Source organism: Mesorhizobium sp. M0676 (assembly GCF_040320535.1).
GTDB lineage: Bacteria > Pseudomonadota > Alphaproteobacteria > Rhizobiales > Rhizobiaceae > Mesorhizobium.
The window spans coordinates 49717-63516 of record NZ_JAMYPU010000018.1; the positions used below are offsets into that span (position 1 = coordinate 49717).

The 13800-nt window shown below is 58.5% G+C and carries 21 protein-coding genes; 9 read left to right on the forward strand and 12 right to left on the reverse strand.

Annotated elements, in window-relative coordinates; translation table 11 throughout:
- Nucleotides 1–226: 226 nt before the first annotated feature.
- The 4 genes from NKI35_RS20150 to NKI35_RS20165 all read right to left on the reverse strand — a co-directional run bounded on the left by NKI35_RS20150 (nt 227) and on the right by NKI35_RS20165 (nt 2165).
- Nucleotides 227–433 (reverse strand): hypothetical protein, encoded by a 207-nt coding sequence (locus NKI35_RS20150; RefSeq protein ID WP_352518860.1) that lies wholly within the window; start codon nt 431–433, stop codon nt 227–229.
- Between the two features lie 195 nt (nt 434–628).
- On the reverse strand, nt 629–1069 hold the full coding sequence (locus NKI35_RS20155) for a hypothetical protein (RefSeq protein WP_023749387.1): 441 nt from the start codon (nt 1067–1069) through the stop codon (nt 629–631).
- A 38-nt stretch (nt 1070–1107) separates the two neighbouring features.
- Nucleotides 1108–1464 carry a hypothetical protein gene (locus tag NKI35_RS20160; protein WP_023743177.1) on the reverse strand — a complete coding sequence of 119 codons (357 nt, stop codon included), beginning with the start codon at nt 1462–1464 and terminating at the stop codon, nt 1108–1110.
- Between the two features lie 188 nt (nt 1465–1652).
- The gene (locus tag NKI35_RS20165) at nt 1653–2165 is read right to left on the reverse strand and encodes a DUF4142 domain-containing protein (RefSeq protein ID WP_352741310.1); all 513 of its coding nucleotides are present in this window, start codon (nt 2163–2165) and stop codon (nt 1653–1655) included.
- A gap of 648 nt (nt 2166–2813) precedes the next feature.
- On the opposite strand from NKI35_RS20165, the gene NKI35_RS20170 reads away from it, so the two are divergent.
- From NKI35_RS20170 to NKI35_RS20180, 3 genes are all read left to right on the forward strand, one after another.
- Nucleotides 2814–3311 (forward strand): hypothetical protein, encoded by a 498-nt coding sequence (locus NKI35_RS20170; RefSeq protein WP_031253499.1) that lies wholly within the window; start codon nt 2814–2816, stop codon nt 3309–3311.
- A gap of 36 nt (nt 3312–3347) precedes the next feature.
- The gene (locus tag NKI35_RS20175) at nt 3348–3740 is read left to right on the forward strand and encodes a hypothetical protein (protein WP_352518857.1); all 393 of its coding nucleotides are present in this window, start codon (nt 3348–3350) and stop codon (nt 3738–3740) included.
- Nucleotides 3741–4157: 417 nt separating this feature from the next.
- Nucleotides 4158–4367 (forward strand): hypothetical protein, encoded by a 210-nt coding sequence (locus NKI35_RS20180; RefSeq protein ID WP_023708908.1) that lies wholly within the window; start codon nt 4158–4160, stop codon nt 4365–4367.
- On the opposite strand, the gene NKI35_RS20185 is transcribed toward NKI35_RS20180, so the two are convergent.
- The 3 genes from NKI35_RS20185 to NKI35_RS20195 all read right to left on the reverse strand — a co-directional run bounded on the left by NKI35_RS20185 (nt 4364) and on the right by NKI35_RS20195 (nt 6293).
- Complete coding sequence (locus NKI35_RS20185; protein ID WP_023708907.1) at nt 4364–4696, reverse strand: hypothetical protein; 333 nt, start codon at nt 4694–4696, stop codon at nt 4364–4366. The two genes, NKI35_RS20180 and NKI35_RS20185, sit on opposite strands and share 4 nt — an antisense overlap.
- 468 nt (nt 4697–5164) lie before the next feature.
- Entirely contained in the window at nt 5165–5416 is a 252-nt protein-coding gene (locus NKI35_RS20190; protein ID WP_023739468.1) for a hypothetical protein, read from the reverse strand.
- A gap of 421 nt (nt 5417–5837) precedes the next feature.
- On the reverse strand, nt 5838–6293 hold the full coding sequence (locus NKI35_RS20195; protein ID WP_352741311.1) for a Ros/MucR family transcriptional regulator: 456 nt from the start codon (nt 6291–6293) through the stop codon (nt 5838–5840).
- 270 nt (nt 6294–6563) lie between these two features.
- Here NKI35_RS20195 and NKI35_RS20200 point away from each other — a divergent pair, with 270 nt between their 5' ends.
- The 4 genes from NKI35_RS20200 (at nt 6564) to NKI35_RS20215 (ending at nt 8498) form a co-directional block, all read left to right on the forward strand.
- Nucleotides 6564–7313, forward strand: a complete 750-nt coding sequence (locus tag NKI35_RS20200; RefSeq protein WP_023708903.1) for a Crp/Fnr family transcriptional regulator — start codon at nt 6564–6566, stop codon at nt 7311–7313.
- A gap of 366 nt (nt 7314–7679) precedes the next feature.
- On the forward strand, nt 7680–8030 hold the full coding sequence (locus NKI35_RS20205) for a sensor histidine kinase (RefSeq protein WP_352741312.1): 351 nt from the start codon (nt 7680–7682) through the stop codon (nt 8028–8030).
- 71 nt (nt 8031–8101) lie between these two features.
- Complete coding sequence (locus NKI35_RS20210) at nt 8102–8224, forward strand: hypothetical protein (protein ID WP_352741313.1); 123 nt, start codon at nt 8102–8104, stop codon at nt 8222–8224.
- An 82-nt stretch (nt 8225–8306) separates the two neighbouring features.
- The gene (locus tag NKI35_RS20215) at nt 8307–8498 is read left to right on the forward strand and encodes an ATP-binding protein (RefSeq protein WP_352741345.1); all 192 of its coding nucleotides are present in this window, start codon (nt 8307–8309) and stop codon (nt 8496–8498) included.
- Between the two features lie 144 nt (nt 8499–8642).
- Here NKI35_RS20215 and NKI35_RS20220 read toward each other — a convergent pair whose 3' ends face one another.
- The 5 genes from NKI35_RS20220 to NKI35_RS20240 all read right to left on the reverse strand — a co-directional run bounded on the left by NKI35_RS20220 (nt 8643) and on the right by NKI35_RS20240 (nt 11648).
- Nucleotides 8643–8936 carry a helix-turn-helix domain-containing protein gene (locus NKI35_RS20220; RefSeq protein ID WP_352459440.1) on the reverse strand — a complete coding sequence of 98 codons (294 nt, stop codon included), beginning with the start codon at nt 8934–8936 and terminating at the stop codon, nt 8643–8645.
- Nucleotides 8937–9260: 324 nt separating this feature from the next.
- Nucleotides 9261–9560: a DUF1236 domain-containing protein gene (locus tag NKI35_RS20225; protein WP_352741314.1), complete on the reverse strand. Its 300-nt coding sequence runs from the start codon at nt 9558–9560 to the stop codon at nt 9261–9263.
- 384 nt (nt 9561–9944) lie between these two features.
- Complete coding sequence (locus NKI35_RS20230) at nt 9945–10211, reverse strand: hypothetical protein (RefSeq protein ID WP_352741315.1); 267 nt, start codon at nt 10209–10211, stop codon at nt 9945–9947.
- A gap of 624 nt (nt 10212–10835) precedes the next feature.
- Nucleotides 10836–11066, reverse strand: a complete 231-nt coding sequence (locus NKI35_RS20235) for a hypothetical protein (protein WP_352741316.1) — start codon at nt 11064–11066, stop codon at nt 10836–10838.
- Between the two features lie 321 nt (nt 11067–11387).
- Nucleotides 11388–11648, reverse strand: coding sequence for a hypothetical protein (locus tag NKI35_RS20240; protein WP_352741317.1), 261 nt, complete (start codon nt 11646–11648; stop codon nt 11388–11390).
- A gap of 881 nt (nt 11649–12529) precedes the next feature.
- Here NKI35_RS20240 and NKI35_RS20245 point away from each other — a divergent pair.
- Entirely contained in the window at nt 12530–12739 is a 210-nt protein-coding gene (locus NKI35_RS20245) for a hypothetical protein (protein ID WP_156933983.1), read from the forward strand.
- A 73-nt stretch (nt 12740–12812) separates the two neighbouring features.
- Nucleotides 12813–13274, forward strand: a complete 462-nt coding sequence (locus NKI35_RS20250; RefSeq protein WP_352741318.1) for a hypothetical protein — start codon at nt 12813–12815, stop codon at nt 13272–13274.
- The last annotated feature ends 526 nt before the right edge of the window (nt 13275–13800 follow it).

A 13800-nucleotide genomic window follows, 5' to 3' on the forward strand; every position in this document is an offset into this window, starting at 1 on the left:
GCTGTGAGTAGAAGTAAGCTCCAGCTGGCGAAAGCTGGGGAGCTTGTCCAATGCCGGGGTGGGCTCGGCGCACGCCGTGGCATCGCTCCGGCGACTTTCACCACCCGCCCAGAACACGGGTGGGAGCAGCCTCGGAATGTTTGCCCGACCGCCAGGCAATGAAGATGGAACTACGCGACACCGAGTTCCTCGTCCTGTGGCATCAGCAGACGCTCTCGTGGATGTCTTACCCGGCATTCTCGCCCGAATGATCGAAGTGGATGGCGAGGCCAAAGGCGAGCGCTCGCTCGGCGATCATATTGACAAGATGGCTTTCGCCGATCGACAGCGCCGGAAGGGCCTCTTTCAACGCCTCGAGAGCATGCCGTGTCGACAAAAGACCCCGCCGCTTGCGGCTGCTCACATATTGATCGATCAGGGAATCCAGTGGCATCTGCCTGCCTCCGCTTCGGACAGGATCTCGTAGCGTGGCTGCGGAGCGACAGCATTCACATTGGTTAAGAGACGGCGGCGAACGCCATCATGCATGCCGCCAACAGACGGCGGTGGGGCTGATTTACGCCGGGTTGGAGCGCTATCCTAGGGTAAGCATGGCGCGACCGTCGCGCCGGGTTCGGACATTTCGATGCTACTGCTCCGGTACCGCGGAGGTTTGTGGATGGTTGCGTGCCGCCTCGGCGATTTCCGGAATGAACTTCGTCGCGGTGCAGCTTCGGTTTACATTGGCGCGGGCGGTAAATACCTCTTGCCCGCAGACTTGCGAAGCGAGCGCGATCGGCACATGCACCGCCAGTGGCAACTCGGTCTCAGCCACTCCTAGATGTCTTGCAACCTGTTGCTTCACCTCCGGCCGGCCGAGCGAGACGTCAACGCCGACATCATCCTTGGCGGTCGGCGACGATCCTTGCGCCGGCAGACGATCGTGCTTGCCTGTTTGCGATGAGTCGCCGGATTGTTGAGCCGGCTGACTTGTCTGCGCAGATGCCTGGGCGCCCAAAATCAGCGAGGCCCCCAGCCCCAAAAAAGCCCGGAGCCCCAAAGACACAATCCGAAGTCCGAATGTGCTCATTGTCATGTTCCTCACCGTGGGTTCAAACTTGGCGCCGCTCAGAGGTCGGTGTTGCTTCGGCCTCTTTCGAAGACAGGGATGTCTTCCTCGTCCTCATCATTGTCACCGGTTGGTATGTCCTCGGCGTAGCTGCGGGTCAGTTCCTCGGTTTCGCTTAAGCCGTCCATCGTCTCATTGGCGCCTGCCCCTTCATCATGACGACCGGTAATTTCGCTGCGGGGCCTTGCGCCGAGCGGCTGGTCGACATCGTCGGCTCCCACGAAACCTGGCTCCGCGCCGTGCCTGTCTTCGTGGCCCACGGGGCTGTCCAACACGGCGGCATCCTCCGGGCGAATGGGTTCATCATTGGCGAAGTCACTTCGTCTCGAATGCGAGGTCTCGTTTTGCTTTGGCATGTCAGGTCTCCTGTTCGTTTGGCAACTTCGACGACGCTGGTGCTTGCACGCCGGACTACCTGAGCGACGCACCTTTAGAGTTCCTGCATCGACCACCGCTTAAAGGTTGCAGCGTCCCTGAGCGCGGAGGCAGTGTTGGCCACAGACTCCACAGCGCCGCGAAGAACCAACGTCGTGGCCAGATCCACTCAGCCCTGAGAACCGCTCTTGCTCAGTTGCTGGGCATGTTTGAAATGCTGCCGGATCACCGGCGCGGTCTTTTTCGCATGGGCCGCCAGATGTTTTGCCTGACCGTTTTCTGCATAGGAGGTCATCAGCGTCAGGGCTTCCTGGTGCGCTGCCACCTGGGTGTCGATATAGGCGTTATCGAACGCCCCGCTGCTGTCGTTGCTCAACGCTTCCAATTGGGCAGCATGCTTGCTTGTCATCTCCGGCGCCACTGCGACGTCGTCCTTCTTTGCCGCCGCAATGAGCCGCTTGGAAGAGGTCGTGTGGTCCTTGATCATCATGCGAGCGAATTCCTTCACTCGTGATGTCTTCGATTTCCGCAGTGCCAATTCACTCGACTGGATCTCGAACATATCTGAGCTCGCAGCTGCTTTGACAAATTCCTGCGGGGACGTCGTCGCGGTCTGAGCCATTGCCCCCGGGCTGATGAGACCGATGGCGATCGCAGCTAAAAGCGCTTTGACGAAATGCATGTGGTGCTCCTGCAATATTGCTTAACTGGCCCAACACGGCCGAGCTGCCGTTGTTCCCCTTTTGGTGACAATAAATACGGGGCGGCAGGCGTGGACCCCGGATGGCTCCGGCTCAGGGCTTTGATCATAGATCCGGCCGTAGCCAAGACCGGTGACTGCGCGGAGCTCAGCGCGGCCGTCGGCTTGGTGGGCAGCACGTTGTGCGACATTCAAATCTCCTAAAGAAATCGTCGGCCATCGTCGCGATGCTTCAGGCAGACCAGTGCGATTTTGCAGGGTTGCGCTGACGGGATTCTGATTCGGCCCGCCGGTCGGGTTCGTCAAGAGGAGCTAATATAGCATTGTATGTCAGATCGGCGGTATTAGTCGCTTACTGATCGTCGCATGGTCCATCTCTGAATCTTGTTGCACCGCACAATATTATTGACGATGGGGTGCTTAGGCAAGGATATTGAATGACAAGTAGAGGAATCACGTCCGAGTCAAAGTAAAATTTTATTATATCTGACTCTTGATAATTACCAAGTAATGACCCAAGACGCATCTTTCGCGGGCCGTTAGCTTGTTTTTAAACTCTAGTGCGTCACTATCGGGTCCGTAAATGCCCAAAAATGTCCCATCCTTTGAAGGGCAACAAGGAGGCGTACTATGGCAAGAATTTTTGAAATTCTTATGGGCAGTCTGACTGCCGGATCTGTTCTCGCAATTCTTTGCATGCCAGCGACAGCAGCTGGAATTAGTGTCGGAGGCGTCGGCGGGGTATCCGTCGGCAGCGGAGGCGCCAGCGCTAATGTGGGCGGCAACAGCGGCGCTACGGCTAGCGTGTCCCTAGGCGGTTCTGGGGCAAATGCCGCAGCCTCCGTCGGCGACACTGGCGGAGCGACTGCTTCCATCGGAACCGGCAGCGCCAATGTCGGTGTCGTCACCGGGGTTGGTACCGACGTAAATGTCGGCGTTGGAACCAATCCAGCCGCCAACCCCAGCAACCCGACCGCTTCGAGCAACCCGAATCTGGCTAGCGTTGTCGGCGATATGTCGAACGCCCAGGTCACTCGGATGAAGAAGCGCTGCGTCGAAGTGCTTAGCAACGAAGACACCTATGATCGTGACCTGCGCCGGCTCTGCCTGCTGATCTCGCGCCGCTAACCAGCGACCCCTTTCCGACCTGTCGGGGCTGTCGACATGACACTCTCCAGTTCCGACAGTGGAAGCCCGCCCGCCGAAAGGTTGGGCGGGCTTTTACAGTCAGCGTCCTTCCATCCGCAGCAGACAATCGCGCTTGGCATCAGCGACCTGGCCGAGCAAGCGATGGAAGACCGCGCGGACAAGCTGGGCATATCCTGCGCAGAGGAAGTCGGCAGCGTGTACGCGGCGATTCTCGGTGCTATCGTGCACCGCGATGCCGCTTGGCTGACTGACCGAGGCCGCGCTATATCGCGCCCGGCGGGCGTATTCAGTTCAGCGAGCCTCTGCCGGGGGGAAGCCAAGACCATCTTTCACTTGCTCGACAAGGCCGGACTTGAAGGCAAGGTGTCGAAGCGCAAGGACAGCAAATACCGTCGACCAACTGGCTGAAGGCCAAGTGCTTTGCGAACGACGAGTTCGATCTGCTCGGCGTCGAGCGTGAAGCGGGCAAGCCGGCGTTCGCTGAGGATGACACAAATCGCCGTGCCTAAGAAAGATCAGGAGCGCGCCACCTACGCCTGGATGTACGGCGCCCAAGCGTGCAAGGATGGTAAGGAGCGTGAGGTGCCATTACTGGCAGGAACATGCCGACGGGTGGCTGCAGGGTTTTGACGGTGTGCCGATGGCTGGTTTTGGATAGACCAAGACCGTCAACGACGAGATGGAAGCCGAGGTCGACGAAGCCGCCGTCGAGCGGCCCGACGAATAGCCATTTTGCCATGTGCCGTATGTTCGTTTTTGATTGAAGAAAGGGTTTCGTTGGGCCTATAAAGATTGCGTTTACCATTGCCTTTTTGGGAGGATGCGATGGTTGCAACGCCCATAGATATCGCTCAAGCGGCCACTGCGACTACGGCCACCTTGCTGAAGTGGCAGAAGTCCATGGAGGAACGCGCCACGTTTCGCCAGAACATGGATCAATCGCGCAGGGCGATCCAAGCCTCACGCGATCTGCTGAAGCGCCTTCGTCAACGTCATCGCGACGACGATAGCGGCGCGGATGCGCTAAAGGATTAGCCGCCAGGGCAGATGTGAGACGGAGGTCCGGGAACGGATTGGGGCCACGTGCGGCACCTAATGTCGCGATGGTGATGGCCGATGATGTGCTTGAACAGGAGATTGCCCATCTCCTGCATTGCCGTCATATCCGGGTAAGCCGCTAAAACGGAGCCTTCACCACCGACGCTGCCGAGCAGCGGGATCAACACGAAGCTGTCATCCCGAAACTTGCTTATGGTGGTGATCGTGAAATCGTAGTCGGGATAGGCCTCATCAAGCAGGGCGCTGATCTCGGCGAGGAATTCAGGCGTCTCGAACTGTGCGCCGATCGGCGGCACCACAATCATGTCTTTGCATTTGCATCTCGCGCCTTCCCAAGCCGTCTCATCGTGAGCGGCTGTTCCGCCAAGGTCAAATCACGTCTTCCCTGCCGATGATCTGGAGTCAGCAAAGTTATTCACACGTCGACAAGATGGTTAGAATTGTCGCGGTTCGGTTAAGACCTCGATCATGAGGCGTGGCGCATCGTGTTGTTGGGTCTACATATTGCCTTCCTGACCCTACCCGGTAGCTCAAGCCCGTTGCCGTAATTGGCAACGGGTTTTTTTACGTCTTCATCTGGCACAGTTGATCTAATTGTATGGAACCGCGACGACAACCAAGCAATTCTGCCTTAAGCGGTCGATTCCTCGGATGTAGCCGTGCCTACGAAAACCCGCTGTTGCGCGCGCGGCGGGGTTTCTTGGCATCAAGACGCTACCCCGCCCTCAGGCCCGTTGCTTAAGCGGCGGCCTTTACAGGTCCGGCGCCGCTATCTACTGCTGAATAGGTGGAGTCACGAGACCCGGAAAGGGCAACACGTTGCCGCCCGTCCCCCGCCGGCGGCGCAGTTCAATCTCGCGATAGACGAGGATGCCCATCACCATTTCCGCGCTGGCGATTTCCGATCTCGATGGCAACGACTTGAGCAATTGGTGCAGCTGTCGCGTTTCCATGGTCGCAATGTGGGCGGCAATGGCTTCGATGCTATCGCCCAAATTCGCCAGTAACCCTGCGGACATCTGCATCGCGCTACTCTACAGCCGGGAAAACGTGTTGAGATGCAGACGCGTCCTTTGGCCTTCTGCAAAGGCCAAAGCATAGGATTCGAGCTTGAATGATCGGGTGAGTTCCTGGTCTTCCTCGACCACGCGAACAAACCACTCGCCACAGGCTTCGCCAACTTCGACACAAGGGCGTGCTTTGCGAATTGGAATGATGTCAGCCAGGGCGTTGCCTCCCAGCAATCAGGCCAAACGGGATTGTAACGTCGTAAGCGGTCTTCAACAAGAAGAGTTTGGGCAGCAATACGAAACTGAGGTGTGGGCCACAAATGGCCGGCGCCATGGGTTGGGGAACCTGGGTGGGCACCGGCCAAGAGCGGACAGGTCCGCCGCGATGCATACATCGTCGATTGGTGCCGCGGTGGTAGTGGTGTGATCGCGGAAGCTACGCTTTAGCCTTAGCCGCCGGCCTTGCCTTGCCCGTTACAGTGGGCTGCGGTGCCTTCCTACCCAGACCGATCGACTTCGCCATGGCAGACCGTGAGGCCGCATAGTTGGGAGCGACCATCGGATAAGTGGATGGCAAGTTCCACTTTGTTCGATACGCGTCAGGAGTGAGACCGAAATCCACGCGCAGATGTCGCCGAAGGGTTTTGAACCGCTTACCATCTTCAAGACAGATGATGTAATCGGGAAATACTGACTTCTTTGGATTTACCGCAGGCACTGGTTCTTCGGTCGCGGCAGCCACGCGATGGCCAATCCCAGACAGCGACGCGTGCACTGAGGCTATCAGGTCCGCCAAACCCGCGACCGGCACGGGATTGTTGCTGACGTACGCCGATACCACATCCGCCGTGAGTTCTACCAGTTCAGGGGCGTGGTCGGGGGCGTCGGTCATGGTGTGAGTCCTCGAATTTGAGAACGATCTATTATAGCTGCTGCCGCAGCTGCGCAACTCGAGGCCCGATGATGGGCCGCTTCCCTCGTAAGCACCAATCCTGTTGAGCCTGTGTCTGCCGATGGAGGAAAGGACCATCCGAAGCAGTGCCAGACTTATCACAGGTTAAGTCGGTCCGGTGTTTATGATATAAGGTCGGGCATCATTCGCGTTCTGCTGGCCGCGGGTGACTGAGAGACCATAGCGCTCCCGCCCAAACGGAGAGCCGACATGCTTTATCAAAGCCCATTAACCGCCAAGTTCCATCGTGCCTTCACCCTCACGTCAGGTGAGCGTCAAGCTCTCGACGCGGTAAGAATAAGGATCGTTGCGATTGGCGCAAACCAGAACTTGGTTCGGGAAGGCGACCAGCCGTCCCGGTGCATAATGGTCCTGGCTGGCTTAGCCAGCACCTCGAAGGTAACAGGAGACGGGAAGCGTCAGGTCACTGCTTATCATGTGCCTGGCGACATGCCCGATCTGTTGAGCCTGCACCTCGATCTGTTGGATAGCGACGTTCGAACGGTGAGCGCTTGCAGTGTTGGCTTCATAGATCACTCGGCTATCCGGCTGCTCTGCGAACGCCACCCCAGGCTGGCGGCAAATCTTTGGCGAACGACACTGGTTGATGCATCGATTTTCCGCGAATGGGTGGTCAATGTCGGGAAGCGCCAAGCGCTTGGCCGAGTGGCCCACCTTCTCTGTGAAATCATGCTACGTATGGAAGACGCCGGACTCGCGTCCGATCAAACCTGCGCTTTTGCTGTGACTCAAGCTGACCTTGGCGAGGCGACAGGGCTGTCGGCAGTCCACATCAACCGCACGCTCAAGTCTCTTCGGGAGAAGCGCCTTACATCACTTGTGAATGGCCAATTGACCATCCATGATTGGGAAGGACTGGCCTTTCTTGCTGAGTTCCGGCACGATTACCTGCACTCAGCAAGGACCAATAAAACGGCCGAGTTCATGTCAATGCATTGATTGCTCCAGGGGAAAATCGCCAGAAATGCGGATTGGCTCCAAGGGTAGCCGGACCACTTGTTGGCCTTCGCTGACCATCAGCGGTGCGATCGCCCCCCAAACATGTTTTGCCATGGTGGCGCGGCGGAAATGATTAGCAGGTTGATACCAAGCCTGTCTGGCTTGCTTCTTTTTGATGCGGCAGGCGGGGCCGCCTTGCCCCAGGCCAAACGCAGGCCCCAAACGAACCCGGCCTCACTTGGTGCACGCTCCTTTTACCGCGCGGTCAATGCTTTGATGGCGCGTCGAAGCGTTAGCGCAAGGGGTTCACTTGCGCGCAGAGTGCATTCGAATGCTTACCGGCCCACACGGGCGTTGACTATCCGTATGGCCGTCTGGGTCGTGGAGGTTAACTGGGACGGGACACCTGCTCTCCTTGCCAGCCTTCGGGACGTTTCCTCGCCGCGTGCGCAGGAGGAACGTCGACGTCAATCCCAGAAGCTCGGAGCAATTGGCCGCCTCGCAGCCGGCATAGTTCACGATAACAACAATCTGATAGCAGCGTTCGACTCGGGCCTGCGGCTCCTGCAAAAGCAACTCGCCGAAAATCCCGGCGATCCGAAATCAGCCATCCTGATCGACGAACTGCTCAAACGAACACAGAACGGCGGGGCACTTACGCAGCAATTGCTTGCGTCTCTCGGCGCCAGTCGCTTACGCCCGAAAGCATTGATCTGAACGGACGGATCGAACAGCTTTCGATGCTGCTGGAACGAACGCTTGGGAGTGCAATCAAAATTGAACGCAACTTGGACGCGGCGCTTGGCCCTGTTCTGGTCGACCCCAACCAGCTCGATGTCGCCATGCTCAATCTGGCGGTGAACGCCAAGGACGCCATGGCCGGGCGTGGGAACGCTCACAATCGAGACTAGCGATGTCCCGGACGACATCGACGATGTGCATTCACTGGCGGGTTCGTGCGTTCGTATGACCGTGCGCGATGCCGGTTGCGGCATGAACAAGGAGATTCTGGCGCAGGTCTTCGAGCCGTTCTTCACCACCAAACCCGATGGACGCGGGACCAGACTTGGACTTAGCCAGGTTTATGGCTTCGTCAAACAATCCGGTGGGCACATTCGGATCGAGAGCGAAGCTGGTGAAGGAACAAGCGTCCATCTTTTTCTGCCGCCTGTGCAGAAGCAGTAACCAGGCTCTGCCGGTATCGTCTTTGCATTGGGTATCGCGGAAGTGACGGGGCCAGTCCGCCAAAGCAATCCCGTAGAGCGACATAATGGGTTGGTTAGCGGCCGCTTTAGAGATCGGGTGCAGAGGGTACACGGGCTGTCCCCTTTATCCTTTTTTCTCCCGGCCGCGCCACTGTCTATTATCGGCGGCTAGGCCGCTATCACCTTCTGAGCGGGTTAGCGATGGAGTGCCTTGGACGGTGAAAACGATTCCGGCATCCTCAAACGCTTTGCGGATGGCGGCCATGTTGTGGGGACGCGGTTTCCTGTATCCGTTCTCAAAAGCGCTGATCACCATCTCGCTAAGATTGGCCTTGGCGGCAAGTCGCACACGCGGCCAGTTCAGTAGGGCTCGTGCTGCTCTGACTTGATCTGCTGAGAGTAGGGTTCGGCTGTCCATAGCCAGTCGAACATTTAGTATCGCTAAACTGTTCCTCTTGACCTTCTGCGATTTCTAACGGTGTGAGGCCGGCTTGTCGGAAGCCGTCATCGATTATGGCTGCAACCTTTCGGACGGTTGTTACCTCGGCTCCAACAAGACGTACTGCCTGCATTCTTGCTTGGAGATCAGCCAAGCGGGCAACCAGGGCTTGCGTCCTCTCGAGTTCAGGGTTCGTCATGTTCATTATCCAGCTGAGTGGCATTTTGAATTTGTCCGGCTGAGTAGCGTTTGAATGCCCACGCTCGCCACCCAAGGGTGGCGAGCGTGGGTTCGTTCGAAATCTCAGTCGTAAACTTTCACGATCTTGCGGGTGCCCGGATCGACCAGGACCGTGCGGTTGTCGACCACCACGTAACGGTATTTGATGTTCGGGACCTCGTGGATCTCCACAGTTTCCGGCAGAGCTGTCCCGACGTTCAATTCCACGCCGGGAAGGTTCACCGAAGCCAAGGGCTGCTTCTTGACATACTCACGGATGACCGTGTCCTGTTCCGGCTGGATGATAATGTCGTCAGCGGCGGCGGAGCCGATCCCCGCCAAGAGCAACATGGCTGCGGCGGTGTTCACAATGTGCATCTTCATATCTTCTCTCCTGCAAGGACCGGCACACGACGATCATCGTCCCGCACTGCCCGGCAACCAACTTTGAACCGGGGTAAACGTTCCCGCCTACGCACCTTTGTCTAATCCGATTGGCCTAAAGTCCGAACCGTACAACGCAATGGTCTTAGCTTTGGACTAGGCGGAACGGATTAGGGCTTCAGGTTGTTGGTTCTCCACAACGGGAGAGAACAAATGGATCAAAGTGTTGGCCAGGCGCGATGGTTGCTCGCACCGATTTTTGCAACAGCCGTTACCTTTTTGGTAATGGCGGTCGTCCTTAGCTGACATGTCTTGGATCGGCGCAGCCAGGTCCCTTCCTGCGCTGATAGGATTCGCGAGTTGCTTGAGCGGCTGGCGAATCCTCTATTTTACCGTGCGCTGGGCCTGCTCCTTCAGCAGGCGGGGCGCTTCGTTCAGCTCATGTAACTTGGGAGGTTTACTATGGATCGGCGATCCTTTTTGACAGCGATGTTTGGCGTTGCAGGGGCAGCAGCCTTTGCAAGCGCGGTCCGGCCTATCAACGCATTGGCCGGTGTTCCAGCGGCCAAAAGCGGCATTCTCGAAGAACTCGACGCGCCAGACGCCTTCGACAACGAAGGTACTCACGCGGAAGTGGAGCCGGTCAACCATCGGCGCTACTACGACCAAGATTACGACCCAGATTACTACCACCGGCGCCGCCGCCGGCGGGGCTGGAGAAGAGTCTGCCGTAGTTACTGGCGACACGGGCGCCGTCGGGTCCGGTGCTATCGCCGACGTGGTCCTTCGGTCGTCTTGCGATTTTAGCTAGTCGGCTGCTTCTGCCCATGGCCCGTTCCGGCTGACGTGCTGAGAACGGGCCGGTACGATTCCTTTTTCGTGGCAAACGCAATCCATCTGAGGGCATTCATCAGCAGCGCCGATGGACCTGACTTACAGCTTGGTGGTGTCGCTGTGGTGCGCCAGGAGCGGTCTGACGATCCCTCTTGTGCAGCCCTTCGGCTGCCGCCAGCCTGGGAAAGCTTTTCGGAACGTTTGGTTCTGGCCGTTAGGCCACGGGGCCAAGCTCAGCCATCAGGACACCCCGCAAGCGATGAGCAGCGGGGCCTGTTAAGGCCCGGCGACCTCCTTTTGACATACGGGGAGAAACCAAGAAGGGCGCCGAGCATTACCGGCGCTGCTTTGAGGGAGACGACGCCGGACGAGATGAGAGTAGGCGATCATGCTAATTTCTGCGAACCATGCGAATGAAGGAAAGCCGTGTGCGATTCTTCGCTATCCAGCCACGAACCTCTGCCTTTCGGGCATGGCGGTCCGTCGCTCGATCGAAGATGAAGAACGCCTGTAGCGCTCGACTTCGTAGAGCCCGACCCGGATCTCGAACCCTGTCTGGCGGGTGGCATCGAAGTCACCGGGACCGATGACAGGGAAGGCGACGACGATGGCGAAGCGGACGACGAGCGCGAAGCCAACGATGCCGAGTATGGCTTCATAGAGGGAGGGCAAGGCCTATAATTGTCCGGTCGAGAATGAATAGCCCGCTGCCTCACGGTGGCTGGCTTCAGTTTTTGTGTGGCACGATGTAGCGACTGCTCACCGCACCCGCCCCTGTGCCCCGCGTGACGACAATCGTGCTATACCCGGCTGGAACGGAACCTGTAGCGGAGGGGTCGATCGAACTGCATCGCCCGACGATCTCCCCGTTGGGAGCGCCCTCGAGCCTCACGGCTAACGCCAACTGGCATGTGTCAAGGGATCCGAACATGGCCGGTGATGTATCGAGTGGCTTGCAGACTCCCTGGGCGGGACTGCAAGAAAGCAAAATCATCACAGCTGCAGTTGCCGGATCCATTCGTGAAGCTCCGTTGTTCGACGAGCCTCAACGCGGAATAGCGAGCTTTGTTTCGCAGGGGCTAAAATATGAGTTTTCTGGTCTGGCACGGTGGCGGGCTTTTCATTGTCACAGCTTTCGCCTCTCAATTGTCCCGATCCCGAACGGTAAAACAGCCATCCGACGAGACACACCGAGGGGATTGCGATGGCCAGAAGGATGCCGCCGGCAATGTTCACCATCAACATGAAATCCATCGGACCTCTCCCTCTTATATGCCGACAGTCGGAAACTCGTGAAATCAACATGGGTGAACAGGTTGCGAACATGCTGCTACGGTTTTTGCAGAGCCACGACATGAGACGAGACGGACCAGCAGGACAGGGACTAGCTCTCGTCGCAACAAATTGACAGACAAGGACTGGACGGAGTCGAACGGCAAGGGCAGGGACGCCATCAAGCGAATTTCAAAACAGATGCCTTGGCCGACGGGTAATCGCTGATAAGATCAAGGTATGCCCTGAGGTGACGTCACAAGGCAGTGTGCTTGGGTGTCGATCGGGCGGGCGGGTCGGAGAGGAACGGCAAATTCGGTGATGTCGCAATCGTCGGCATCACGAGCCCGCTGTATGGCGCTTAGAGCTTCGAACTCCCGCTTCGGCGCGGTGTCCATTTCGTTGCCGAAGCAAGTTCGTGACCGTGAAATCAGCTAACCGGCGCCGAAGGAGCGTCAGCATGGCGACGCCGCAGGCGAGACGCCGGGCCGCCGCCCCAAACGAGGGTGCCGTTTCAAGGCTGGTGATTTGGCCAGAGCACAGGGTGCGATTCTGACTACGCACAAGCCAGACGCTGTCATGGCGATGCTGGGTGGCCGGGCGTAGCGGCTTCGAAGCCGCCGATTACAAGTATTCTCGCTCTGTGGCTGCCGATTCTGCGATTAAGGATTGGATGAATAGGCATGGGGGAGAAAGGCCGCTATTCTAAGCCTCATTCCCCCTCGATGCAGGAATAACGAGATCATGGAGTAGGAAAATCTCATGCTATGCGGCGGAGGTGCTTACACGGGCGAGATTCACACCCGCCCAACGACAAGGCGCCCATCCGCTGCCCGATGGACGGTGGATAGAGTTTTGGTGCCATGAGCCAAACCCACACATTACAACCGTCATCTATCCGCGTCCCGGTACAACCACGGCTGGTGCCGGCGATCAAGGCGGCGCGTTATCTCCACCTGACGCTGCGGGAATTCATGGAATTTCTGCCCGCGTTGCAGGATCAAGGCTTTCCCAAGGCCTGCCCAATCACCGGCAACTACGACATGGTTGCGATCGACGCCTGGCTCGGTTAACGCTCGGGTCTTGCAGGATCAGGATCCGGCGCGCAGTCTAGCATTGACATTGCAAGAGCGAGGCTGGCGACCCTTGGGTAAGATCAAGTTGAAGCACTACGTCATCCGTAAGGGCAAATACGGCTACTGGCTGCCGACGCCGAAGATGGTCGAAGCTGGCTTCAGATGCATTTCCTGTGGAATCGACGGGCCTGAGGCTTGGACGATAGCCCGGGAGTGGGAAGACCGCTGGCAGGAACTCCGCAAGGGCAGGGAGCCGTCGCGCCTGCATGTATGGCCAAAGGATTCCATCGGAGACGCCTTTGCACGCTATCGCCGCATGGATGCATGGAAGCGCAAGCCACCGCGCACCCGCGAGGATTGGGAGCGCGGCTGGACCTTCATCGAGCCGTACTTCGCCGACCTGCCGCCAGCCGACATCACCCTCGAGCTGCTCGACGACTGGTATGGCCGTCTGCTCCGGGTCAAAGGTGTCGACATCGCCTACCGTGCCGTAAAGCGTGGCGTTCGCTCTATAATTTCATGGCCGGCATGAAGCTATGCCCGCCCGGCTCCGACCCATCGCAGGCGATCCGCCGCCAGACGCCACCACCGCGCCACCAGACCTGGACGGCAGGCGAGGCGGGGCGCCTGGCGCGCCGGCTACCGCGAACTGGCCTGCATCATCGCCGTTGCGTGGGACACGAGCTTCTCACCCGTCGACGTGCGCACGCTCACACCGGCGCAGGCAATGCAGACAGCACAGGAATGGGGTTTTCTGATTGCACGCAGCAAGAGTGGCGAGGCGGCTTTCGGCACGCTGTCGTCACGCACGCAGCGCCTGGTGCTGGCCTATGTCGAATCCTAGGCGTCACCCTGCTTGACGATGCGCCGATCTTTCGCTCGCGCGGTTTCGCGCCGGGCCCGAAGGGCGGCCGGCCGCGCGCCGGCGTGCCTTACACGAAGGATTCTCTGGTCGACGACTTTGCCGATCTGCGCACGCTGGTATTCGGGACATCGGAGAAGCGGCGGCTGATGGACATGCGGCGTTCCGGCGCGGTCGAGGCGAATGCCGGAGGCGC

Excerpts from the sequence above, each read along its gene's own strand:
- NKI35_RS20150 (WP_352518860.1), bottom strand. The coding sequence starts at position 433 with ATGCCACTGGATTCCCTGATCGATCAATATGTGAGCAGCCGCAAGCGG.
- NKI35_RS20155 (WP_023749387.1), bottom strand. The coding sequence starts at position 1,069 with ATGAGCACATTCGGACTTCGGATTGTGTCTTTGGGGCTCCGGGCTTTT.
- NKI35_RS20160 (WP_023743177.1), bottom strand. The coding sequence starts at position 1,464 with ATGCCAAAGCAAAACGAGACCTCGCATTCGAGACGAAGTGACTTCGCC.
- NKI35_RS20165 (WP_352741310.1), bottom strand. The coding sequence starts at position 2,165 with ATGCATTTCGTCAAAGCGCTTTTAGCTGCGATCGCCATCGGTCTCATC.
- NKI35_RS20170 (WP_031253499.1), top strand. The coding sequence starts at position 2,814 with ATGGCAAGAATTTTTGAAATTCTTATGGGCAGTCTGACTGCCGGATCT.
- NKI35_RS20175 (WP_352518857.1), top strand. The coding sequence starts at position 3,348 with ATGACACTCTCCAGTTCCGACAGTGGAAGCCCGCCCGCCGAAAGGTTG.
- NKI35_RS20180 (WP_023708908.1), top strand. The coding sequence starts at position 4,158 with ATGGTTGCAACGCCCATAGATATCGCTCAAGCGGCCACTGCGACTACG.
- NKI35_RS20185 (WP_023708907.1), bottom strand. The coding sequence starts at position 4,696 with ATGATTGTGGTGCCGCCGATCGGCGCACAGTTCGAGACGCCTGAATTC.
- NKI35_RS20190 (WP_023739468.1), bottom strand. The coding sequence starts at position 5,416 with ATGCAGATGTCCGCAGGGTTACTGGCGAATTTGGGCGATAGCATCGAA.
- NKI35_RS20195 (WP_352741311.1), bottom strand. The coding sequence starts at position 6,293 with ATGACCGACGCCCCCGACCACGCCCCTGAACTGGTAGAACTCACGGCG.
- NKI35_RS20200 (WP_023708903.1), top strand. The coding sequence starts at position 6,564 with ATGCTTTATCAAAGCCCATTAACCGCCAAGTTCCATCGTGCCTTCACC.
- NKI35_RS20205 (WP_352741312.1), top strand. The coding sequence starts at position 7,680 with ATGGCCGTCTGGGTCGTGGAGGTTAACTGGGACGGGACACCTGCTCTC.
- NKI35_RS20215 (WP_352741345.1), top strand. The coding sequence starts at position 8,307 with ATGAACAAGGAGATTCTGGCGCAGGTCTTCGAGCCGTTCTTCACCACC.
- NKI35_RS20220 (WP_352459440.1), bottom strand. The coding sequence starts at position 8,936 with ATGGACAGCCGAACCCTACTCTCAGCAGATCAAGTCAGAGCAGCACGA.
- NKI35_RS20225 (WP_352741314.1), bottom strand. The coding sequence starts at position 9,560 with ATGAAGATGCACATTGTGAACACCGCCGCAGCCATGTTGCTCTTGGCG.
- NKI35_RS20230 (WP_352741315.1), bottom strand. The coding sequence starts at position 10,211 with ATGGTTGACCGGCTCCACTTCCGCGTGAGTACCTTCGTTGTCGAAGGC.
- NKI35_RS20240 (WP_352741317.1), bottom strand. The coding sequence starts at position 11,648 with ATGGATTTCATGTTGATGGTGAACATTGCCGGCGGCATCCTTCTGGCC.
- NKI35_RS20245 (WP_156933983.1), top strand. The coding sequence starts at position 12,530 with ATGAGCCAAACCCACACATTACAACCGTCATCTATCCGCGTCCCGGTA.